Origin of the sequence: Wolbachia endosymbiont (group A) of Ophion costatus (genome assembly GCF_963969245.1) — a bacterium.
GTDB classification, from domain to species: Bacteria; Pseudomonadota; Alphaproteobacteria; order Rickettsiales; family Anaplasmataceae; genus Wolbachia; species Wolbachia pipientis.
This window is the reverse complement of sequence record NZ_OZ017714.1, coordinates 1,080,467-1,102,414: the sequence shown is the minus strand read 5'-3', so window position 1 is coordinate 1,102,414 and position 21,948 is coordinate 1,080,467. Positions and strand designations below refer to the sequence as shown.

The 21,948-nt window shown below is 36.0% G+C and carries 20 protein-coding genes; 10 read left to right on the top strand and 10 right to left on the bottom strand.

Annotation, left to right across the window (positions count from 1 at the left end; genetic code table 11):
• Nucleotides 1-20: 20 nt before the first annotated feature.
• The gene (alaS, locus tag AACH21_RS05520) at nt 21-2,645 is read right to left on the bottom strand and encodes an alanine--tRNA ligase (protein ID WP_338482402.1); all 2,625 of its coding nucleotides are present in this window, start codon (nt 2,643-2,645) and stop codon (nt 21-23) included.
• A gap of 165 nt (nt 2,646-2,810) precedes the next feature.
• Between alaS and AACH21_RS05515 the strand changes: the two genes are divergently transcribed.
• The 4 genes from AACH21_RS05515 (at nt 2,811) to fmt (ending at nt 4,857) form a co-directional block, all read left to right on the top strand.
• The gene (locus AACH21_RS05515) at nt 2,811-3,254 is read left to right on the top strand and encodes a PAS domain-containing protein (protein ID WP_010962890.1); all 444 of its coding nucleotides are present in this window, start codon (nt 2,811-2,813) and stop codon (nt 3,252-3,254) included.
• A gap of 98 nt (nt 3,255-3,352) precedes the next feature.
• Entirely contained in the window at nt 3,353-3,559 is a 207-nt protein-coding gene (rpmI, locus tag AACH21_RS05510; protein ID WP_007548610.1) for a 50S ribosomal protein L35, read from the top strand.
• 20 nt (nt 3,560-3,579) lie between these two features.
• Complete coding sequence (rplT, locus tag AACH21_RS05505; RefSeq protein ID WP_006279340.1) at nt 3,580-3,945, top strand: 50S ribosomal protein L20; 366 nt, start codon at nt 3,580-3,582, stop codon at nt 3,943-3,945.
• A gap of 12 nt (nt 3,946-3,957) precedes the next feature.
• A complete protein-coding gene (fmt, locus tag AACH21_RS05500) occupies nt 3,958-4,857 on the top strand; it encodes a methionyl-tRNA formyltransferase (protein WP_077188399.1) in 900 nt (299 codons plus the stop codon).
• Between the two features lie 64 nt (nt 4,858-4,921).
• On the opposite strand, the gene AACH21_RS05495 is transcribed toward fmt, so the two are convergent.
• Complete coding sequence (locus tag AACH21_RS05495) at nt 4,922-5,209, bottom strand: WPE palindromic element domain-containing protein (protein WP_236514712.1); 288 nt, start codon at nt 5,207-5,209, stop codon at nt 4,922-4,924.
• Between the two features lie 6 nt (nt 5,210-5,215).
• Between AACH21_RS05495 and purH the strand changes: the two genes are divergently transcribed.
• Nucleotides 5,216-6,727 (top strand): bifunctional phosphoribosylaminoimidazolecarboxamide formyltransferase/IMP cyclohydrolase, encoded by a 1,512-nt coding sequence (gene purH, locus AACH21_RS05490; protein WP_077188401.1) that lies wholly within the window; start codon nt 5,216-5,218, stop codon nt 6,725-6,727.
• A gap of 226 nt (nt 6,728-6,953) precedes the next feature.
• Nucleotides 6,954-7,904, top strand: coding sequence for an IS481 family transposase (locus tag AACH21_RS05485; protein ID WP_338482286.1), 951 nt, complete (start codon nt 6,954-6,956; stop codon nt 7,902-7,904).
• A gap of 394 nt (nt 7,905-8,298) precedes the next feature.
• Here AACH21_RS05485 and AACH21_RS05480 read toward each other — a convergent pair whose 3' ends face one another.
• Nucleotides 8,299-8,463 (bottom strand): hypothetical protein, encoded by a 165-nt coding sequence (locus AACH21_RS05480; protein WP_338482400.1) that lies wholly within the window; start codon nt 8,461-8,463, stop codon nt 8,299-8,301.
• Between the two features lie 34 nt (nt 8,464-8,497).
• Here AACH21_RS05480 and AACH21_RS05475 point away from each other — a divergent pair, with 34 nt between their 5' ends.
• A complete protein-coding gene (locus tag AACH21_RS05475) occupies nt 8,498-9,454 on the top strand; it encodes an IS5 family transposase (protein ID WP_265029812.1) in 957 nt (318 codons plus the stop codon).
• Between the two features lie 324 nt (nt 9,455-9,778).
• Here AACH21_RS05475 and AACH21_RS05470 read toward each other — a convergent pair whose 3' ends face one another.
• Complete coding sequence (locus tag AACH21_RS05470) at nt 9,779-10,057, bottom strand: hypothetical protein (protein ID WP_338482398.1); 279 nt, start codon at nt 10,055-10,057, stop codon at nt 9,779-9,781.
• A 134-nt stretch (nt 10,058-10,191) separates the two neighbouring features.
• On the opposite strand from AACH21_RS05470, the gene tsaD reads away from it, so the two are divergent.
• Nucleotides 10,192-11,199 (top strand): tRNA (adenosine(37)-N6)-threonylcarbamoyltransferase complex transferase subunit TsaD, encoded by a 1,008-nt coding sequence (gene tsaD, locus AACH21_RS05465; protein WP_077188403.1) that lies wholly within the window; start codon nt 10,192-10,194, stop codon nt 11,197-11,199.
• Between the two features lie 352 nt (nt 11,200-11,551).
• Here the strand turns inward: tsaD and AACH21_RS05460 are convergent, their stop codons facing one another.
• The 3 genes from AACH21_RS05460 to AACH21_RS05450 all read right to left on the bottom strand — a co-directional run bounded on the left by AACH21_RS05460 (nt 11,552) and on the right by AACH21_RS05450 (nt 15,127).
• Entirely contained in the window at nt 11,552-12,067 is a 516-nt protein-coding gene (locus AACH21_RS05460; RefSeq protein ID WP_236514749.1) for a transposase, read from the bottom strand.
• Nucleotides 12,057-12,308 carry a hypothetical protein gene (locus tag AACH21_RS05455; protein WP_010081945.1) on the bottom strand — a complete coding sequence of 84 codons (252 nt, stop codon included), beginning with the start codon at nt 12,306-12,308 and terminating at the stop codon, nt 12,057-12,059. The genes AACH21_RS05460 and AACH21_RS05455 overlap by 11 nt, the downstream gene beginning before the upstream one ends.
• 521 nt (nt 12,309-12,829) lie before the next feature.
• Nucleotides 12,830-15,127 (bottom strand): hypothetical protein, encoded by a 2,298-nt coding sequence (locus tag AACH21_RS05450; protein WP_338482396.1) that lies wholly within the window; start codon nt 15,125-15,127, stop codon nt 12,830-12,832.
• 127 nt (nt 15,128-15,254) lie between these two features.
• Between AACH21_RS05450 and AACH21_RS05445 the strand changes: the two genes are divergently transcribed.
• On the top strand, nt 15,255-16,610 hold the full coding sequence (locus tag AACH21_RS05445) for a phosphomannomutase/phosphoglucomutase (protein WP_338482395.1): 1,356 nt from the start codon (nt 15,255-15,257) through the stop codon (nt 16,608-16,610).
• Between the two features lie 106 nt (nt 16,611-16,716).
• Here the strand turns inward: AACH21_RS05445 and AACH21_RS05440 are convergent, their stop codons facing one another.
• Complete coding sequence (locus tag AACH21_RS05440) at nt 16,717-17,568, bottom strand: Rpn family recombination-promoting nuclease/putative transposase (RefSeq protein ID WP_077188186.1); 852 nt, start codon at nt 17,566-17,568, stop codon at nt 16,717-16,719.
• A gap of 210 nt (nt 17,569-17,778) precedes the next feature.
• On the opposite strand from AACH21_RS05440, the gene ppdK reads away from it, so the two are divergent.
• Nucleotides 17,779-20,514, top strand: a complete 2,736-nt coding sequence (ppdK, locus tag AACH21_RS05435; protein ID WP_338482394.1) for a pyruvate, phosphate dikinase — start codon at nt 17,779-17,781, stop codon at nt 20,512-20,514.
• A gap of 85 nt (nt 20,515-20,599) precedes the next feature.
• Here the strand turns inward: ppdK and AACH21_RS05430 are convergent, their stop codons facing one another.
• A complete protein-coding gene (locus AACH21_RS05430; protein WP_338482392.1) occupies nt 20,600-21,199 on the bottom strand; it encodes a hypothetical protein in 600 nt (199 codons plus the stop codon).
• 169 nt (nt 21,200-21,368) lie between these two features.
• Nucleotides 21,369-21,890: an ankyrin repeat domain-containing protein gene (locus AACH21_RS05425; protein ID WP_338482390.1), complete on the bottom strand. Its 522-nt coding sequence runs from the start codon at nt 21,888-21,890 to the stop codon at nt 21,369-21,371.
• Nucleotides 21,891-21,948: the final 58 nt, after the last annotated feature.

The following is a 21,948-nucleotide window of genomic DNA, read 5'->3' as shown; positions in this document are numbered from 1 at the left end:
ACCTCGCTATTTTACTTACTTCAGTATGGCTTTTCTTCCATCATTGTCCATCTGTTTGCCCTGTAATGGGAATTGGTATTAGAAGCTGTTATTTTGCTATAAATGGCTGTAATGGCATCATCTATTTTATTGCTATCACAGCCTGTTTGTGCAAGTTCAGCATTCCCACCACAGTTCTTTTTAACTGCTATGGATATTAGTTCTTTTGCGCTAATCTTATTGATTAAGTCTTTACTTACTTTAATAATCAAGACTGTTTTATCTTTTTCTGTTGCCGTAAAAGCTATTACCGTTTTTGGTTTTTGTTGCTGCAAAACAAACTCTCTTATTACATTTGCTGGAATATCAGTGAAAGTGTGGCTTATAAAATTTATTCCATTTATTTCGGTGCTTTTTATATTCTCTGCACTCACAAGCTTTTTATATAGGTTTTTTATTTTGGTTTCGGATTTTTTGTGTTCTTGACTTAAAATACTTAATCTGCTTGTTATTTCACTCACTGGCGCTTTTACGAATTCTGCAACTTTTTTTAAGTTAATTTCATTATCACGTACATAATTGATTGCTTCCTGACCAGTTAAAGCTTCAATTCTCCTCACTCCAAAAGCAACAGAACTCTCTGTTACTATCTTAAACAAACCAATTTCTCCAGTATGTTCAACGTGTGTGCCACCACACAGTTCCCTTGAATCTCCAATCTTCACTACTCTTACTTGATCGCTATATTTTTCGCCGAATAACGCCATAGCTCCTTCGTCTATTGCCTGATTCATGCTCTGAATTTTTGTAGACGTAGAAAGGTTTTCTCTGATTAGAGAGTTTACCATATCTTCTACTAAGAATAGCTGATCCTGAGTAACTTGAGTGTTATGACTAAAGTCAAATCGTAACTTATCCGGTGCAACTAGGGAACCTTTTTGAGTGACATGATCACCTAGAATTTTTCTGAGTGTAAAGTGCAGAAGATGTGTAGCTGAATGATTTCTTCTTAAGGTTTGCCTTCTTTCCTTGTCAATGCTTGCTGCAACTGTGTTACCTTTACAAATTGAACCGAACTTAACTATGCATCTGTGCAAATATAGGTCATTAACCTTATTGGTATTCTCGACTATAATAATACTTCTATCAGATTTGATCAGATTGCCAGTATCTCCCACTTGTCCACCTGACTCGCCATAAAAAGGTGTTTTATCAAGTATAATGGTTATCTTTTCTCCCTCCTTTGCAGAATCAATTACTTCATTTTTAGAGGAAACTATAGCTAGTATTTTCGCATCACTTACTTCATTGAACTCATAACCAACAAATTTTGTTTTGCCAAATTTATTGATCAAATCACACCATACTTGCTCAACAGATTTTTCACCAGATCCAGCCCATTTAGCACGTGCTCTCTCTTTTTGTTCTCCCATTGCATCATCAAAACCCTTTTGGTCAAAATTTATTTTTTTCTCTTTTAAAATATCAAGTGTAATATCCAAAGGAAATCCGTAGGTGTCATATAGCTTAAACGCTGATTCTCCAGGCAAAGTATCGCCCGATTTTAAATCTGTAGTGAATTTCTCCAGGAGATTGATACCTTTCATCAAAGTGTCTTTAAAGTTTTCTTCCTCTGATTTTAACGTCGTTTCTATTAAGCTTTTAGCTCTGACTAATTCAGCTCCCATATAAGCCGAACTCGTGCTATCTATCAACACTGGAAAAATACGATGGAGTAGGGAATCATTATATCCAAGCAGGTGAATATAACGTGTGGCTCTCCTAATTAATCTGCGTAATACGTAATTCCTGCCCTCATTTCCAGGAAGCACTCCTTCTGCGATGAGAAATGCAGCCGCGCGAAGATGATCTGCTATGATCTTATGCGCTATTTTATTTTCCGTTCTTCCACAGTACTCTTGTGATTTACTTATCAGAGCAGAAAATAGATCAATATCATAGTTATCATGGACGTTTTGCATAACAGCCGCTATTCTTTCAAGGCCCATTCCAGTATCGATGCATTTTTTTGGCAATTTGTGTAAATTACCTTCTTCATCTTTGTTAAACTCCATGAATACCAGATTCCAGATTTCAACAATTCTATCGCCCTCTTGTAAATTAGGACTCCCATGGTCATAAAAAATTTCAGAACATGGACCGCACGGACCAGTGCTTCCCATACTCCAAAAGTTATCATCCGTTGTAATTCTTATGATTTTATCACTTGAAAAGCCACTTATCTTACGCCAAATCTCGTACGCCTCATCATCAGTATGGTAGACGGTTATGGATAGTCTGTTTTTATCAAGAGATAACTCTTTAGTGATAAATTCCCACGCAAATTCTATCGCAGTTTCCTTAAAGTAATCACCGAAGCTAAAATTTCCGAGCATTTCAAAAAATGTGTGATGCCGAGTTGTATAGCCAACATTTTCCAGATCATTGTGTTTACCGCCTGCTCTTAGGCACTTTTGACTTGAGACAGCACGTTTCATTTCAGTTTTTTGAGCACCAGTAAAAATATTTTTAAACTGCACCATACCAGCATTTGTGAACATGAGCGTTGGGTCATGTTCTGGAATCAAAGGAGAAGAAGAAACCTGCTCGTGGTCATTATTTACAAAAAATTTTATAAATCTTTCTCTGATTTCGTTTAGCTTCATCGTTTTTATTGAGGTTATCTATAAATAATAAGTTGTAATGGAAATAAAATCAATACCACTCTCTAGATCTCAGAACTTCTAGTGACATGCACCTTGTGGTAAGAAAAAATCAATATATTCACGATAAATTTACCTCATATCTGTGTTTTATATGTGGAAATTGGAATGGAAATTTATGTAGGCAAAGAAAAAAGAATAGCAAATGTGGTGACTCAACACTGGAATGACATAAAAGGATCAGACAGAGATTGGCCAGAAAGGCATGAAATAGACACTGCAGAAATAATGGAATCATGGCAGCATTGTTTTGTCATTGAAGTCAAGGATCAAGGTTATATTTGTGAAAATGCAGGAGAAAAGGCTGTTGAATTCTATGGTTTTGAGAAAAAGACGCGCATTGATAATAAGTATGCAATTGATGCACCATTTTTGCGACTATATAAAATAGATGCAGTTATTGATAAACTTGATACTGTAATAGAGAGTAAATGCCCGATCAATGAAGAGGAAGAAAGTGAAAGTGTTAAAATGAGGCAAGTATTGTTGCCACTTGGGAATAAAGAAGGTATAACACACATATTGGGCGTAATTACTTTTAAACTCCTTTAATATGCAATTTTAATTTGATTCTTTAATAAAATTATTTATACTAATGCTTAATTACTATTAAAGAACTCAATAGTAGTGCTTGTAAATTTATTTGGAATATGAAGAAAATAAAATTAAAAACCAAATCTTCTGTGAAAAAGCGCTTTCACCTTACAGCTAAGGGTAAAGTTATTTCTACTCAGTCAGGCAAAAGGCATGGCATGGTAAAGAGAAGTAAATCTAATATTCGTAATCAGCGCGGTACAACGATTCTTGGTAAATCTGACTCGCGTATAGTTAAGCTTCATATGCCTTACGGTATTTAACAAAATGGAGGTAAAATAAAATGGCTCGGGTAAAACGTGGAGTCACTACTCACGCTCGTCATAAAAAAATATTGAAACTGGCAAAGGGTTATAGAGGGCGCGCAAAAAGTTGTTATAGAATTGCATTACAAAGAGTTGAAAAAGCACTGCAATATGCTTATAGAGACAGAAGAACCCGTAAACGTGATTTCCGTAGCTTATGGATAATACGTATTAATGCAGCAGCAAGAGAGCATGGGCTTACTTATGGTAGGTTTATGCATGGTCTTACACTTGCCGGCATTGATTTAAATAGAAAAATTCTTGCTGAGATGGCAGTTAATTATAAGGATGATTTTGCCAAATTAGTAGAAACTGTAAGTGGTAAATTAGCGGAGAATTCTTAAAGCAAAAACACCATGAGAATTATTTTCATGGGATCACCAGGATTTGCTGTTAATTCTCTGAGCTTGTTACTGAAATCAAAGAGCGAAGTGGTGACAGTATACACCAAGGCTCCAAAACCTTCGGGGCGTGGACAGAAGCCAATGAAATCTCCAGTACATGTTATCGCTGAAGAAAGTAACATAGAGGTATGTACTCCTATCTCTCTAAAGTTCTCGGCAGAGCAAGAAAAATTTAGAAATTTCAAGCCAGACGTTGCAGTTGTAGCTGCGTATGGATTGATACTTCCAAGAGAAATTTTGAATATTCCTAAATATGGTTGTATTAATATTCATCCTTCATTACTACCGAGGTGGCGCGGTGCAGCTCCGATACAGCACACAATTTTAGCAGGAGATCAAGAAACCGGGGTTAGCATTATGCAACTGGATGAAGGATTAGATTCCGGCCCTATTTTAAAACAGGAAAAATTTCTTATCGAAAAGAACGATAATTACAAGACATTGCATGATAAATTATCTAAGCTAGGCAGTGATTTACTGCTGAAAGTGCTAAACGAAATTGAAAAACAGCTTCCCTTAAAACAGAACGATAACGATGCATGTTACGCTGACAAAGTGGAAGACTATAAAATTTATGCAAGTGATGCCTGTGAAGTTGCTTATAGAAAAGTTAAAGCGTTTTACCCAAAAGCATTCATCAAGATAGAGAATAAACGTATCAGGATACTTGATGCTGATTTTGAAGCTCTCGCTTCAGAACAAGGTAAGATTGTTAACGATAATATGCACATAAGTTTAAAAGGTGGCACTTTAATTCCTAAAGTTGTACAAATGGAAGGGAGAAATCCTTGTAGTATTGAAGATTTTATTCGTGGCTTGAAATCAAGCATGGTAAAAAAATTTATAGAATAGACTGCTTTGAAGGGAGGGTTAGGAGGGCTAAAGCAACTTATACAATTTGGTATTCCGCTGCTTGTTAGCGGAATCTACAACAAGATACCGCGTTTTGGTGTACGAACATTGCAATTTGCAGGTAATTTGAGTAGTAGATGGTGTCATTCCAGTCTGGAATCCAGTTTCTATTGTACAGCCACCTGGTGTGCTCATTTAAAGTGAAGTTTTCTGGATCCCAGACTGGGTGACATCTTTCTTGGTCTCTTGTATCACAATGTTCGTACAGTTGTGGATACCGCGGCGGTATGACGTAGTAGCTATATATAGACAAATTTTCTTTTCTTAGATATAATCTTAAAAAACTTTCCATATAAAAATGAAAATAAAAAGAGCTTTAATATCAGTATACGATAAAACGAATATAATTGATCTTGCATCGTTTTTAACGCAGCAACAAATAGAAATTCTTTCAACGGGCAATACTTATAAAGCACTATCTGATGCCGGAATAAAAACGCAAGAAGTATCAGATTATACGCAATTTCCAGAGATACTGGGTGGTAGAGTAAAAACTTTACACCCTAAAATTCATGGAGGAATACTTTATGATCGAGAAAAGCACAAAAAGGAAGTGCAAGATCTAGAAATTGAGCCAATAGACCTGCTTATAACTAACCTATACCCATTTTGGGAGACAGTAAGTAGCAGCTCAAATGAAGAGCAAATTATAGAACAAATTGATATCGGCGGGGTGGCATTAATTAGAGCTGCAGCAAAAAACTTTCGTTTTACTTCAGTTATTTCTAGCATTCAAGACTACGAAGCACTAAAAGCTGAGATGATAAAAAATAACAATGAAACAACATTGGAATATAGAAAACACTTAGCAACCAAAGCATTTGCTCTCACTGCACACTACGATTCTAATATTCACAGTTGGTTTTTATCCCAGAGTAAAAATAATGAGTTACCAGAGTTTTTTGCTCTATACGGGCATAAAGTACAAGAACTCAGGTATGGTGAAAATCCCCATCAAAAAGCTGCATTTTATAGTAATCAATTTACAGAATATCCGTTGGAAAAACTACATGGAAAAGAGTTGAGTTATAATAATATAGTAGATATAGAGTCCGCACTTAACATAATTTCTGAGTTTAAAGAGCCTGCAGCAGTGATAATCAAGCATAATAACCCATGTGGCGCTGCTATTGGTAATAATGCTTTGGAGGCATATGAAAAAGCTCTATCGTGCGATGAAGTAAGCAGTTTTGGTGGTATAGTTGCCTTAAACCGGGAGATAGATTTAAAGCTAGCGGAAAAATTAAACGAGATATTTTTGGAAGTAGTGATAGCACCATCGGTAAACAATGAGGCACTAAAAATTTTACAAAGAAAGAAAAATTTAAGAGTGATTATTCATAAATCTTTTCAACAAAATGTGAAATACCAAACTAAAAATGTTATTGGTGGGTTTTTGGTGCAAGAAAATAATGACCACACAATAAAAGCAGAACAAGTAACAAAGTGCACTACAACAGAAAAAGAAAAGGAAGATCTTATTTTTGCCTGGAAAATATGTAAACATGTGAAATCCAACGCAATAGTTATAGCAAAAGATGGTTGTGCTATTGGCATCGGCGCAGGGCAAACAAGCAGAATAGATAGTGTGAACATTGCAGTGAAAAAAGCAGGTGAAAAATGTAAAGGTGCAGTGCTTGCTTCAGATGCATTTTTTCCATTCCCAGATAGCATAGTAGAAAGTGCAAAACATGGAATTACAGCTATAATTCAGCCCGGCGGCTCGCTGAAAGATCAAGATGTGATAAAAGCTGCAAATGAAAATAAAATTGCTATGTTTTTCACTGGCGTTCGCAGTTTTTTCCATTAGGCTTTGTGTCTTATCGTCATACCGCCGCGGTATCTCTAGATCCCGCTAACACGTAGCGGAATGACGAGGTATAAACCATCGTCATGCTGCCGCGAACCGTCATACCGCGATTCATTCGCGGTATCTCTAGATCCCGCTAGCGGGATGACAAATATACCGCCGCGGCGCTAAGATGTATGGTCCCAGAGAGTGATGGTATACTATCATCATCATTTAAGGAGTCATTATGGGACAGATATTACATGGGTGCGCCAAAACAACACAGACGATTCGTAGAGCAATACAAAATAGAAAAGAGAGCATAGCAAAACTCTCCAAGCATTATAACCTTAATCCAAAAACTATTATTAAGTGGAGAAAACGTTCATTTACGAAAGATGCTGATATGGGTCCAAAGCATCCAAGATCAACTGTTTTAACGCTAGAAGAGGAAGCTATAATAGTTACATTTCGCAAGTATACACTACTGCCACTAGATGATTGCCTTTACGCTCTGCAGTCTACAATTCCGCATTTGACTCGCTCTAGCTTGCATCGTTGTTTACAAAGACACAACATTAGCAGATTACCAACTGTTGATGGAGAAGTTAAGTCAAAAAAGAAATTCAAACAATATCCTATCGGTTACTTTCATATTGATATTGCTGAAGTTAGAACTGAGGAGGGCAAATTACATTTGTTTGTTGCTATTGATAGGACATCCAAATTTACCTATGTTGAGTTGTGTAACAGTGCTACAAAACCCATAGCTGCTGAGTTCTTACGTAATTTGATTAGAATTTTACCGTATAAAATCCATACTATTTTGACAGGTAACGGTATACAATTTACAAACCAGAAGCGTCATAAGTATGCTTTCCAACATATATTTGATAGAGTTTGCGAAGAGAATGTTATTGAACATCGTTTGACAAAAGTTAGCCATCCTTGGACGAATGGGCAAGTCGAGCGTATGAATAAAACTTTAAAGGATGCTACAGTTAAGAAGTATTACTATCAATCGCACCAGCAACTTAAAGAACACCTTTATAACTTTGTTATGGCTTATAATTATGCAAAGAGACTCAAAACTCTTAAGGGTCTTACTCCTTATGAATTTATATGTTATCAGTGGACACAGTCTCCAGAATTATTTATACTAAATCCACACCATCACACTCTGGGACCATACATCTAACAAGAGATCCCGCTAACACGTAGCGGGATGACGGTTGTCAGCCAAGTAGCCCCCTATGATGTCATCCCAGTGCTTGACACTGGGATGGCTTTGTTGCATCGCTACTTATGAAAGGCTAACTATAATTAGGATTATAAGCAACTTATTGAAAATCTTGTTTTTTTTGCAATCAATCTGATCAAATTTAAGAATAGTAACTTGTTATTTATATTAATAAATTTAATTCTATTGAAAATAGCTAAAGCATTGAAATTCTTGAATTTTAGCCGGATTAGTGAGTGGTAGTGAAATTTCTTTTACTCAAATTTAGGTATTCACTGACCGTTCTTGTTATAAATACCAGAATAATAAGCTACTGATATTCTCCACCTTTTTTATCTTTAATCCATCATAGCTAGCGATGCAACAAAGCCCACTGGGATCCAGCCTTTTCATCCAAGACAGCAGCGCCTCCTTCTCCTGTCATCCCAGCGCCCAGAGGTGTCATCCCAGTGCTTGACACTGGGATGGCTTTGTTGCATAGCAACTGAAAAATCTGGTGGCTACTGACAAAATTCATTATAAAATAGCCATTTAACCTTGAAAGAAAAAATATGCCACAAAAAATGAGGGTCAGTAACCATAGCGAATATAACAAATTTCTAGAAAAAAGAGGAAATATTTTTCATTATATCAACGAAGCCATAGAAAAGTGGTACGAGAATGGTCCAAAAATACCAGGTGGCAACAATATTTATAGCGATAAAGTTGTAATTTTGGTGCACATAATAACTTGTTTATTTAGAATAGGCCTGAGGCAAACAGTTGGGTTTATAGCAGGATACCTTGAGCAAATTGGGAAAAATTTGCAAGTTATCAGCTATTCACAATCATCAAGAAGGTTTAAGAAACTCAATATTAAGATCAATGATTGCAGAATTGATAAAAATAATATGGAAGATATCGAAATTGCTATAGACAGTACAGGAATTAGTATATACAACAACACTCCTGGTCATAGCAAAGAAAATAGCGAAGATAGAAAGTATCGCAGCTATGAACAGACAAGAAAATTGCATGTAATGTTGAATACAAACAGCAAAAAAGCCATAGCTGTAAAATACAGTAACGGTGTCTACTCTGATCACTATGGAGCTTGTGATTTGCTAAAAGAAGTCGATTTTCAGTATGTCATAAAAGTACTATATGCAGATAGGGCATATGACAGAGAAAAGCTCTATAAGCTGTGTAATCAATATGGTATAAAAACGAAAATTCCTCCGAAAAACAACGCAGCAGAGCATCCAAAATTGGATTATATGCTTGATAGAAATGCCGCTATTCAGTTAATGAAATTACATGGTGAGAATGGTATAAAAAGATGGAAAGAAGAAGTAAATTACGGAAAAAGATCGTATATTGAAGGATTTTTCTCAAGGTTGAAGCGAATATTTGGGTTTAGTTTTAGGAGCAAATCTGAAATTAATCGTGAGAAGGAACTGCTACTCAAGTGTTATTTGCTTAACAAATTTACTGAAATAGGCATGGCTAAGTTTGAGATAGCTTCATGAATTTATTGTACGTTACCTACTATCCGAAGAGCGATGCAACAAAGCCAGTGGGGTGTCATCCCAGTGCCCAGACACTGGGATGGCTTTGTTGCATCGCTACTTATGAAAGGCTAACTATAGTTAGGATTATAAGTAACCTATTGAAAATCTTGTTTTTTTGCAATCAATCTGATCAAATTTAAGAATAGTAATTTATTATTTACATTAATAAATTTAATTCTATTGAAAATAGCTAAAGCATTGAAATTCTTGAATTTTAGCCGGATTAATGAGTGGTAGTGAAATTTCTTTTACTCAAATTTAGGTATTCACTGACCGTTCTTGTTATAAATACCAGAATAATAAGCTACTGATATTCTCCATCTTTTTTATCTTTAATCCATCATAGCTAGCGATGCAACAAAGCCCACTGGGATCCAGGAATTTTATTAAGTTGGTAAGCATAAAAATAGCCATTTTATGTAAAAATACAACATTTTGATGATTATGAAAAAGCTGGATCCCAGTGTCAAGCACTGGGATAACATCATAGAGGCACTGGAATGACACCTTCCTAGTGGAAATTGCTCTCAAATCATAATGTTCGTACAGTTGTGGATTCATTCGCGGCATCTCATCAGCTAACAAGCAGCGGGATGACGGTTGTCGGTAAATCTTTTAGCTGTAGAAGTTAACTTTGCAGTTAACTTCTACAGCGTTTCAAGATATAGTTTTGATAATAAAGTGCTCGAATATACATGAAAACCATTTTAGCTGTTGAAACAAGCTGCGACGAAACTGCAGTAGCGATTGTAAATAGTGACAAGCAAGTCCTTGCTCACAAGATTCTTTCTCAAGTAGAACACAAAAAACGCGGTGGGGTGATTCCTGAGATAGCTTCACGTGCTCATATGGAACATTTAAGTGGCCTGATAAAAAGCGCTGTAAAAAAATCTAACCTTAACTTTTGTGACCTCAATGCAATTGCAGCAACATCAGGACCAGGACTCATAGGTGGATTAATAGTTGGTACAATGATGGCTAAAGCAATTGCACATGTGGCACAAAAACCGTTCATTGCAGTGAATCACTTAGAAGCGCATGCATTGGTTATTAGGTTACTGCATGAGGTAAAATTTCCATTTTTAGTCCTACTAATATCAGGTGGTCACTGTCAATTTTTAATTGCACAGGATGTAGGTAAATACATTAAACTTGGAGAAACGCTCGATGATTCACTAGGAGAAGCATTTGATAAAGTTGCTAAGATGCTGGGTTTAAGCTATCCCGGAGGGCCATTAATTGAAAAGTTAGCTAAAAAAGGCAATGGTGCAAGATTTAAATTGCCAAGGGCAATGATAAAACGTTCTGGATGTAACTTTTCGTTTTCTGGAATTAAAACAGCAGTAAAAAACTTAGTGCAAGAACTTAAAATGAGCGAGCAAGATGTGTGTGATGTATGTGCTTCGTTTCAAGAGTGTATTAGTAACATACTGCTGGACAGGGTTAGTAATGCGATTATTATGGCCGAATCTTTAAATATCAAAATCAATGACTTTGTGATTACCGGTGGAGTTGCAGCAAATAATTTCTTGAGAGAAAAATTAAAACAACACATAAACTTAAACATATTTTTTCCTCCCAACAACCTATGTACAGATAATGCAATAATGGTTGGATGGGCAGGAATTGAAATGTTACAGAAAAGCTATATAGATTCTCTCAATTTTGCACCAAGACCTAAGTGGGAGTTAGAGAGTTATTAAAAGCTCTCAATTCTGAATTATAGCTAAAGTGACTTAGGTTCTCTAATTGCACATAAGTCAACAATAATTTTCACACAAATCAAAACAGCATATCTTCTCCATAATCCTTGGTAATTTTACATAAGTTAAAAGTAGCATATGGTTCTCTCCGCGGTCTGAGATGACAATAAATTTGTCAAGCCGCATTATACTTGTTAGGCGGAAGTGGACGGCAACATATTTACCACGAAGTCTAACTAAGTTCTTGCTTGTCCCTTCCATCGGCATTGCTATCTTTATTTTCAATAAAATTATTGTCCTATGCTCTTTTGATGTTTATTGATAATAAAATTCTGTTTTATCAACCAACATCCTATGCATAATTACAGCTAATTTTCTTGCTACTGCTACGATTGCTTTTTTCATTCCTTTTTTCTTCGCAACCCCAGTTTTTTAATTTAAATGTCCTCTTGGTAACTGTAAGCATTGTTTGTGCAGCTTCATATAACATACTTCTACATTCCGCTGGTCCCATCTTTGATATGCTGCCATGCCGATCAACTTCTCCAGAAGAATATTGCCTTGGTGTCAACCCTATATATGCTCCAACTGTATCAGATTTCTCAAACCTATGTGGGTTATCAATTGCAGCTTTATACGTCATTGCTACTATAATCCCCACTCCTGGAACAGTAGTTAACAATTTACAATCATCGTCTTTTTCACCTTGTTCTGAAAGCATTTTGTCAAGCTTTCTTAATGACTTTTCTATTGCTTCCAAACTACAAACTAACGCTTCAATTGAACTCCTACTGATTTCATCCAAATTATTTATTGCCTCTTGTATTCTTAAAGCGAAAGTTTCAAATTTTGATCCTTTATCGACCATGTATCTTCAACAACCCTCTTATTGTTCCAATAACCTGCTGTTTGCTACACATTAGCTGTCTTCTGCTTCCAAGCGCTATTTTAATTTGACAACTGATTTTACTAACACTTCTCATCATCTGCGCTATACCCCTCGCATCGTTTTTATCATTCTTATTGATTCTTGCAGACAACGCTGCTGCCATATGCCTTGCATCTACACAAATTACTGGTAATCCAAAACTCCTTAACTCTTTGCACATTGATATTGACAACTATCCACTTTCTATTCCTATGGGTTCGTATTTTTTGCCTTGGCTAATCTGCTATTGCCTTACTTTCGCTTGCAACAACTTCTTCCTTAACAACTTTTCCTTTCTCATCAACGATACTTATAAAAGTTTCTTTTAATGAGATCGCTATAATATTTCATGACCTACTGTAAAAGTTTAAATTATTTTTGAAGAACCAATTCATTGAATTTGTTACTTCGTGCTAAAATAATGGAGTATGTCTCTCCATCATTCAATAGCAATTACAGTATGTTTAGCTATAATTTGAAAAACAAAAATTCGTCATTCCGCTACTAGTTAGCGGGATCTAGAGATACCGCGGCGGCATGACGTAGGATTGCTGTCATCCCGCTGCTTGTTAGTGGCTAAGAGATACTGTGAATAAATCACGGTATGACGGTTAAGTATCCCGCTACGTGTTAGCGGCTGAGATAACGCGAATAAATCGCGGGATGACGTGTTGCTTGGGTCAGCTATAGAAGCAAAACTCATCATTTTGAAAGAGGAGGAGATTTTTCCGGACCCTCAGCGGAGATTGATTTTGGATCTGATAATTCTGTATTTACCTTGATTGGCTCTAATGGAGTTTTCTGCTCTTCTGGTTTATCGTCTGGAATTGGAACAGGCCAATCCATAATGTTTTGCGGTATAACTTCTGCTTCTTTAGCTTCTTTTTGACCTGTTGAAGATGATGCATCAACGCCTGCATTTTTGGTAACTTCTTGTTTTAGTTGTTTATTTTCTTCTTGCAGTTGCTTTAAATTTTTCTTTAACTCGTCAATCTCTCTTATTTTTTGTTTTAATTGTTCAGATATAGTTAGTTTGTCTCTAGTCAATTTTTTGTTTTCTTGTCTTAACCCACTAGCTATTCTGCTTGAGTTGTTGTTTACAGCTTGTATACCTTGGTCTTGCTGCTGCATGCTTGTTCCTCTACTTTCATATTCAACTTCAGTTTGAGTTGCCTGACCTTTTTCCTGCTGTAATATGTTCTGCAGTTGCTCTAGACTCTCTTTGACAGATGCTAGCTCTTCCTGTGTACACGTTAACATCCCTTCCTTTTCCTTAAGCTGACGTTGAAGCTTTTCTATTTCCCCCTTCGTATTTTCTTCGCTTAGCTCATCTGCAAGTGATCTTCCAGGTTCAAGTTGTCGAATTTCCCTCTCTAAATCTTCCTTTTCTCTCTGTAATTCATTTAATTCTTTAGACAATTGGCTCGCCGTTTCAGCCAATGTATTGTTTTCCTTTTTTGTTTCCATTAACTGTTCTGCCAACTGCTTTTTATGATCATCGTTTAAACCTTCCACTATTTTCTTCAGGTCATTCTCCAAATTTGCATTCTTTTCCTTTAGTACAGTTAAATTAGCTTCACTTTGCTTCAATTTTCTCTGTAATTCTTTATTTGCCTCATTTGTTTCACCTTCCTTATCTTTCAACTTATCATTTAAGCTTTCTATTACATCATTTTTATCCTGCAGTTCTTTCTCTATCTTTTGTGTTAACTGCTCAATATTTTGATTCTTCCAAGCTAATTCTTGCGTCATCCTTTTTAATTCAGCTTTAAGTCTTTCAGCTTCTTCTTCCCCAGTTTGCTTTTCTTCACTTAATTCGCTTATTTGTGTATCACCTTCTTTTTCTATCTTTTGATTAAGTTCTTCTAATTTTTCGAGTTTCTCTATAAGTGACTTAATAGAAGCATCTTGCTCCTTTATTCTTTGATCTCTTTCAAATATCGCTCGCTGTTGTTCATTAACTTTATCTCTCAAGGAGTCACGTTCTAATCTTAGATCCTCAAGCTGCTTTGCCTGCGCTGCAAAATGTTGAGCAAATGTTTCTTTTCCTTCCTTTAATTCCTCAATTTCGTTTATAATTTCATCTACTTTATCTTTTAATCCTTCTTGCTCATACTCTTCTTCATCACCAGACATATCATCCTCAAATATTTCATCTTCATCACTAAATTCACTGCTGGTGGATATAGAACTTCTACGTGAAGAAGGTGTGCTAGGAGAGGAATACCCACTGCTGCTTGGTGTAGGCAATTGCGATGATAGATCTTGTGTGGGCTCGAGACTGTCCATATCTTGACCTATATCAGTAAAAGCTTGATACAGAGTTTTTCTGTTGATAAAAACTTCTTTATTTTGTCCAACTAACTTTAATACTTCTTCTGAACTCGTTATTCCTCCAAATTTTGGCTCACCAATAACACTCTGTATACCACCAGAATCCAATTTTACGGTCATGCTACAGTCTATGCTGTTACCTTCAGAATCCTTAGCCTGCCAATTAATGGTCATTTCACATGAGCTTGAACCAGTAAAATCATAGTGCCTCTCATTGCCATTTTTCTTGCTTGCGGTTATTTGACTATCTTTCCCTAAAGATATATTATAAACCTTACCTTCACTGCTGGTCCTTAAAATATTGCTAATTTCTATTGGTTTTTCTTCATTTTCAAATCTAATTTTGAAGTCATTATCCTTTGTTGGATACACTAAGAAATTTTGATTTGGTAAAGATGCTTCAAATTCTCTATGTGTTTCATTTATTGATTGCTCAAATTTTTGGAACTCCTTTTCCCACTTTAAATTTATCTGTCCTGTAATGTTCTCATCTTTGCGTAAAGGGCCAATAAAATACCAGATTAAATTTTTTTCCTCCAATTGTTTTATAGTCTCTTGAAAGCTGCTACAAGATTCAATCACATCTAAAATATCCTTTTTCTGCTGTTCATCTACATCTAAACTTTGACTTTCAGCTATAAATACATTTTCGTTTTCCTGTGGCATAATTTTACATTTTAAAAAATATACTATAATATTAACAGATTTCTTTAAAAAGTCAACTAATTGTTGGATAAATAAACTTGAGCATTTGGCCAAAATGTTATATAGTAGTCACTTCAAGAAGTACAGTATGGACAATACCATTATAAGAAAATACGATATTAGAGGTATAATAGGCAAAGACTTACAGATTAATGATGGGTACGAGATAGGTAGAAAGTTTGGCCAAACCGTAGCTAGTGTTTGTGTCGGCTACGACAGCAGAATAGATTCACCAGGTATAGAAAGAGAATTAATTAGGGGCTTAACTTTATCCGGTGCAAATGTTATACGCGTTGGACTATGCTCTTCACCTATGCTTTACGCTGCAACACAAATCACACAGGCGGATCTTGGTATCATAGTAACTGCCTCTCATAACCCCAGCGAATATAATGGCTTTAAATTTTTTAGTAATAAAAAAGTCTTCTCAGATCAAGAGATAAAGGAAATTATAAGCAGTCCAATTAAAAACAGCACAAGAATTGGAAGCTTAATTAACATAAATATATATAGTGAGTACATTCGCATATTAAAAAGTGCAGTGAAGAATAATACTACACAGAAATTAAAAATAGCCTGGGATTGTGGAAATAGTCCAGCAAGTGGAATCATAAGGTATATTGAAAAGATCTTGCCTGGTCATACGCACATCGTAACCAATAATTCTATAGATGGGACATTTCCACTGCATGATCCAGATCCCATAGAGGAAAAAAATCTCGCTCAATTAATTGACGTTGTGAAGGAGTATGGATGTGATCTTGGCATTGCGCTAGATGGCGATAGCGATAGGGTGCGCTTAATTGATAATAAAGGCAACGTTGTTTCCAATGACCATTTATTTATAATTTTTGCACGTGAAGTGTTGGAGGAATATCCAGAAAGCAAAGTTATTGCCAACGTAAAAATGAGTATGAAAGTGCATGATTTTGTTAGTAAGTTAGGAGGGCAAGTTATTACCTGCGCTACTGGACATTCACTAGTTAAGAAGAAGATGGTAGAGGAAGAGGCAAAGTTTGCTGGTGAATTAAGCGGGCACTTCTTCTTTTCTGAGCTAGGTTTTGATGATGGGCTATATTCTGCTGTTAAAGCAGTTGACATTTTGCTTAAGAAAAACCAAAGCCTATCTCAGGTAATTGAGGATTTACCGAAGTTATATATCACTCATGAAGTAAAGATTGTAGTGAAAGATGAGAAAAAATTTCAAATAATTGAATCAATAAAGAAAACACTGGAGAAGCAAAATATTGTATTTTCAGATCTTGATGGTGTTAAGGTAACCGATAATAAAGGTTGGTGGCTTCTTAGGGTATCAAATACGCAAAACTGCATTACAGCAAGATGCGAAGGAGAGACTTTAGAGGGTTTTGAACTTACTAAAAAGGTTTTGTTCCATTACATTGATGAAGCAAGGTCTTTAAATTGTAGCTACTCACAGAAATAAATTTGATTTATAAAATTGACATGAAAGTATGAAGATAAATAGGCTAAATGCACTTATCACCTGGTCAGGCTGCAGCATTATTTCGTGTAACCGTTTGCGGGTCCACTTAATTCTGCAATTCTTTGATCTCACTCATGGAGAGGCCAGTAAACTTAACAATAGTGGTGACATCAACATTATTAGCCAGCATTGTTTTTGCAATTTCAATTTTTCCTTCCTTTTTAGCATCATCAAGTTTTTGTTCAAGAACAGCCCGTTCATCACGAATACGTTTTATTTCCTGTTCGTAGGCAATAAATTCTTTCTCTGACCAGTTGAATCTATTTAGTTCTTCATATGCCTTTTTAATTATTACATCACTACCTATTATCTTTTCCAATTCTTCTTCGCTAGTTTCATCTGCATATTTAAAATAATAGATCCATTTTTCAACTATACTCTCCAATTGGTCTTCTTTAGTTTTAGGAAATTTTGGTAACTCGATAAATGTAAAATAAAAATCTTTTAAATCATGTTCATAGCTATCTTTGTCTAACATTACATGATCTGACTTATACTCAGATTTATTAGGAAAGAGAATACAATCAGCAATAGCTATAAAAATGATTTCTTTAAGATCCTGATATTGATCACCTTTATCAGCTTGCCTTGAATAAGCTTTAGCAGCGTAATATTGAGCGCGTTTTTCAAAGCCTTTAGTTTTGGCAACTTGCATTTCGACTATTACTTGCACCCCATTTTCATCCCTGCAAAGAACATCAACGATACTTTGTTTTTTAGAGGCAATTTCAGCATCTTGAATAGTGCTGAGGAATTCTATTTCTTTTATTTCATCTTTGCCAGTGAACCCCAAAATATCATTGAGAAAGTGAATGAGGATGTCTTTATTTTTTTCAGTACCAAAAATACGCCGGAACGCAACATCATTCTTGGGGTCGAGAAATTTAGAAAGAGCCATAAAAAAATTTTTAAATGTATCTTTATATTATATATTCTTATTGATAATAATTCAATAATTTGTCATCTTTTTTGTTAACTTTACTGATGTTGCCAGAAGGAACGTTGTTGCAAAATTTTGTAAAATTTATTATCCTAAGGTTTCAAGTTCTCACAGGTTTATTGGAACTATATGTACAATGTGTTTATCAGTGAAAATCCGGAGAAAATGATGGGGGAAAAGTTAATACATTACTTTAGCCAGGGTAAATGCGAAGGCAATGCAGAAATGAAAAATCTGCTGGGAGGAAAGGGGGCAAATTTAGCAGAAATGTGCAATGTTGGCATTCCTGTTCCACCTGGTTTCACAATTTCCACCTCTGCTTGCGAAGTCTATTATCAAGACAATAGATCTTCTGTTATCCAAGTAGCTGACTACTCGGATCCAGAAAAAAATGTGGTCACGCACTGGAATGACATATGTAGTGGAATCAAAAACTACATGGCGATGCTCGAAAATGACATCGGTTGTAAATTTGGGGATTTAAATAACCCCTTATTAGTTTCAATACGCTCTGGTAGTGTTAGTTCAATGCCGGGCATGCTTGATACTATTTTAAATGTTGGTCTAAATGATGAAACCGTTGTTGGGCTTGCAAAAAAAAGTGGCGAACGTTTTGCTTACGATAGCTACTGCCGTTTCATCATGATGTACTCCAATGTTGTACTACAGCTTGATCATCACCTATTTCAAGATGTTGTTGATAATAAGCAGCAAAAGAGTGGAGCAAAAAGCTTAGCTGATCTTGATGTTGATGTTTTAAAAGAAATTGTTAACAATTTCAAAAGGATAGTACATGAAAAAACAGGAAAACATTTTCCGCAGAACGTTGAAGAGCAATTGCTCAGCTCAGTGAATGCAGTATTTGCTTCTTGGAAAAATGATAGGGCTGTTTCCTATAGAAGAATACATAATATTCCTGAAAACCTTGGAACAGCGGTCAACGTGCAAGCAATGGTTTTTGGTAATTTAAATGATAATTCTGCAACTGGTGTGATATTTACACGAAATCCTTCAACTGGAGAAAAAAAGCTTTTTGGTGAGTTTTTGGTTAATGCTCAGGGTGAGGATGTGGTTTCTGGTGTTTATACTCCTATGCCAATTGACGGAGAGCAAAAAAACACCATGGAGAAGTTGCTGCCAAGTGTCTACCGAGAATTATGCGTGGTATGTGAAAAACTTGAAAGGCATTATAAAGACATGCAGGATATCGAATTTACTGTACAGGACGGTAAGTTATGGATTTTGCAAACTAGGTCTGGCAAGCGCACGGCTGAAGCTGCTATTCGCATAATAGTTGATATGGTAAACGAAGGAACGATTACAAAAGAAGAAGGAATATTGAGAATTGATCCAAAAACCTTTGACAATTTATTGCATCCAGTTCTTGACGTTAAGGGTGACCAGAAAGTAATAGGGAAGGGACTGCCGGCTTCTCCAGGGGTTGCTTCTGGATATGTAGTGTTTAGTGCAAGTGATGCTGAAAAAGCTGCAGAGCAGGGTAAAAAAGTGATTTTAGTAAGGTCAGAAACGAGTCCTGAAGATATTAATGGAATGAATGCTGCAAGTGGCATAGTAACAGCACGGGGAGGGATGACCTCGCATGCTGCTGTTGTAACCCGTGGAATGGGTAAGCCATGCATTTGCAGTGTGAGTGGACTTTATATCGATAAAGATGGAACTTTCTTTTCTGTAGGGGATACAAAAGTAAATAAAGGTGAACCAATTACCATCAACGGAGGAACAGGGGAGGTTATGCTTGGCATTCTTCCTACAATTTCACCTGAATTATCGCAAGAATTCAAAACGATAATCAACTGGATAGATGAAATCAAAACGATCAAAGTGAGAGCGAACGCTGATACTCCAAAAGATGCAAAAATTGCAAAAGAATTCGGTGCAGAAGGTATAGGCTTATGTCGCACAGAACATATGTTTTTCGCTAGTGATAGAATCGAATTCATTCAAAAGTTGATAATAGCTGACGATGAAAATGAAAGGGCAAATGCGCTCATTAAACTGGAAGAAATGCAAAAGTCTGATTTCAAAGAAATATTTTCTATTATGGAGGGCAGGGAAGTCACTATACGTTTGCTTGATCCACCTTTGCATGAATTTTTACCCAATAATCAGTCTACTATAGAAAAAATCGCCAAATCGCTTAGTAAGTCAGTTGAATCAGTAAAAAATAAAATAGCACAGTTATCAGAAAAGAACCCAATGCTTGGCCATCGAGGTTGTAGACTTGCCATTTCTCATCCTGAAATATATAGCATGCAAATCAGGGCAATACTTAGTGCTGCAAATGAGCTGAAGGAAGAGAAAAAGGTAGAAGTTAAGCCTGAAATCATGATTCCTTTTATCATGAGTGAGAAAGAGTTTGTTCTGATATGCGAGCTAGTGAAGAAAGAATTTTCTGTCATCTCAGCTAGGATCAAGAAGCCGATTCCAGCGTCACGCGCTGGAATGACATCAGACAAGGCTTATTCAATTGGAACGATGATAGAACTGCCACGAGCGGCACTGATTGCTGATAAGTTAGCAAAACATGCAGAGTTTTTTAGTTTTGGCACTAATGATTTAACGCAAACAACCATGGGACTTTCAAGAGATGATTCAGTTAATTTCCTCGATTCTTATAAGGAAAGCAACATATTCGGAAACGACCCATTTGAAGTGCTGGACATCGAAGGGGTAGGGGAGTTAATCAAGATAGCCATTGAAAGAGGCAAAAAAACCCGAAAAGAAATAAAACTGGGTATATGTGGAGAGCATGGAGCAGATCCAAAATCCATAGAGTTTCTCATCGAATCAGGGGTGGATTACGTTTCATGCTCACCCTATAGAGTACCGGTTGCAAAGTTAGTGGCAGCACAGTTTAGTGTTAGATCTAAATTTGCTAGGTAAGTATAGTGGCAGTGTTGGCTACTCATATGGTTTGAGCCCACCAGAGGGTGTCATTCCAGCGCGTGACGCTGGAATCTAGTTTTTATTATGGCCTTTTGGATCCCAGTGTCTGGGCACTGGGATGACATCCTGTTACATGTTCAACTTCATTCTCTCTCATCTCCCTATAACTTGGTAATGTAGAATTTTTTACATGCAACCCGGTATATATTGCAATCAAAGCAGCTATGACACTGCAAACTACTGCACCAGCTACAAATGGAACCATCACAGCAGCAGTAATGAATAATCCTGTAATAACAACTCCAACAACATCTTTTGTCAACGAGGTGTAAAAATCCTTTTTGCTCTCTTTATATTTAGTTTCTTGTTCATTTGGCATAGAAAATTGAGCATCTACAAAGCCGTTAGCTTTATTATCATTATTTGGTGTGGCAGTTTGGTCAATCCCTGTTACTACAGGCGTTTTATTTTCGTTATTATGATGCTGACCGTTACCACTATTTGGTGTAACAGTTTGATTGGTATTTGTCTTCTTTGTTAATATAGAAGGCACTGTTACTACAGGCGTTTCATTTTTGTTATTATGATGCTGACCGTTACCACTATTTGGTGTAATAGTATGATTTGATAGACCATCGCCGTGAGTTCTTATATTACTAGACTTATCATTACCGCTTGACATAGCGGATGTGCCGGCGTTTGTTGATACTACAGGAGATACTGGTTTATTAATAACACTCCTACCGTTACCACTATTTGGTACAGTAGTTGGATTTGTTTTTTTTGTTGATGTTGCTATAGATTTACTAGTGGCATTACTATTACTGCCAGATCCTACTTTAATTTCCTCATTAGATATTTTTTTGCTTTTCTTGTTTCTCCTCTATCGCTGACACGAGTAACGTAACAAGTTTTTCATTGTTTTTGTCTATAGCCTTATCTAACGCATTACTCTTTAATTGTTGACACAACTTGTACAGCTTGCTTTTAGGTATTAGCTTTGATTGTTCTGCGTTAACATTTTGTAAGAGTAGATCTAAAATTTCGGTATTACCAAAATGGACAGCATAATTTAATATAGATTGACCATTTATAGTTTTGGGAATATGGCATGTTTCTTCTTGTTGGGAAATGATACTAATAATTTTTAGCTCATTTTTAAAGAGAAATTTTATAAAATCTAGATTACTTTTTTCAATTGCAAGTGCTAATAGTAAATCTCCCAACACACAGCCATTATGAAATTTTTGCTTTAGATCAATTCTTGCATTTAGCTCTTTACTTAATTCTTCAAGACTTGCTTGAGGCTTCTGTTTTACAGTCTCATTTATATTTAGATACAACTCTCTAATATCATCATTACTATATATCATAACTAACCCTACTACTATATGTTAGTTTATTATAGCAACTTTCCCACAACCAGTCAAG

Excerpts from the sequence above, each read along its gene's own strand:
- alaS (WP_338482402.1), bottom strand. The coding sequence starts at position 2,645 with ATGAAGCTAAACGAAATCAGAGAAAGATTTATAAAATTTTTTGTAAAT.
- AACH21_RS05515 (WP_010962890.1), top strand. The coding sequence starts at position 2,811 with ATGGAAATTTATGTAGGCAAAGAAAAAAGAATAGCAAATGTGGTGACT.
- rpmI (WP_007548610.1), top strand. The coding sequence starts at position 3,353 with ATGAAGAAAATAAAATTAAAAACCAAATCTTCTGTGAAAAAGCGCTTT.
- rplT (WP_006279340.1), top strand. The coding sequence starts at position 3,580 with ATGGCTCGGGTAAAACGTGGAGTCACTACTCACGCTCGTCATAAAAAA.
- fmt (WP_077188399.1), top strand. The coding sequence starts at position 3,958 with ATGAGAATTATTTTCATGGGATCACCAGGATTTGCTGTTAATTCTCTG.
- AACH21_RS05495 (WP_236514712.1), bottom strand. The coding sequence starts at position 5,209 with ATGGAAAGTTTTTTAAGATTATATCTAAGAAAAGAAAATTTGTCTATA.
- purH (WP_077188401.1), top strand. The coding sequence starts at position 5,216 with ATGAAAATAAAAAGAGCTTTAATATCAGTATACGATAAAACGAATATA.
- AACH21_RS05485 (WP_338482286.1), top strand. The coding sequence starts at position 6,954 with ATGGGACAGATATTACATGGGTGCGCCAAAACAACACAGACGATTCGT.
- AACH21_RS05480 (WP_338482400.1), bottom strand. The coding sequence starts at position 8,463 with ATGAATTTTGTCAGTAGCCACCAGATTTTTCAGTTGCTATGCAACAAA.
- AACH21_RS05475 (WP_265029812.1), top strand. The coding sequence starts at position 8,498 with ATGCCACAAAAAATGAGGGTCAGTAACCATAGCGAATATAACAAATTT.
- AACH21_RS05470 (WP_338482398.1), bottom strand. The coding sequence starts at position 10,057 with ATGAATCCACAACTGTACGAACATTATGATTTGAGAGCAATTTCCACT.
- tsaD (WP_077188403.1), top strand. The coding sequence starts at position 10,192 with ATGAAAACCATTTTAGCTGTTGAAACAAGCTGCGACGAAACTGCAGTA.
- AACH21_RS05460 (WP_236514749.1), bottom strand. The coding sequence starts at position 12,067 with ATGGTCGATAAAGGATCAAAATTTGAAACTTTCGCTTTAAGAATACAA.
- AACH21_RS05455 (WP_010081945.1), bottom strand. The coding sequence starts at position 12,308 with ATGTGCAAAGAGTTAAGGAGTTTTGGATTACCAGTAATTTGTGTAGAT.
- AACH21_RS05450 (WP_338482396.1), bottom strand. The coding sequence starts at position 15,127 with ATGCCACAGGAAAACGAAAATGTATTTATAGCTGAAAGTCAAAGTTTA.
- AACH21_RS05445 (WP_338482395.1), top strand. The coding sequence starts at position 15,255 with ATGGACAATACCATTATAAGAAAATACGATATTAGAGGTATAATAGGC.
- AACH21_RS05440 (WP_077188186.1), bottom strand. The coding sequence starts at position 17,568 with ATGGCTCTTTCTAAATTTCTCGACCCCAAGAATGATGTTGCGTTCCGG.
- ppdK (WP_338482394.1), top strand. The coding sequence starts at position 17,779 with ATGGGGGAAAAGTTAATACATTACTTTAGCCAGGGTAAATGCGAAGGC.
- AACH21_RS05430 (WP_338482392.1), bottom strand. The coding sequence starts at position 21,199 with ATGTCAAGCGGTAATGATAAGTCTAGTAATATAAGAACTCACGGCGAT.
- AACH21_RS05425 (WP_338482390.1), bottom strand. The coding sequence starts at position 21,890 with ATGATATATAGTAATGATGATATTAGAGAGTTGTATCTAAATATAAAT.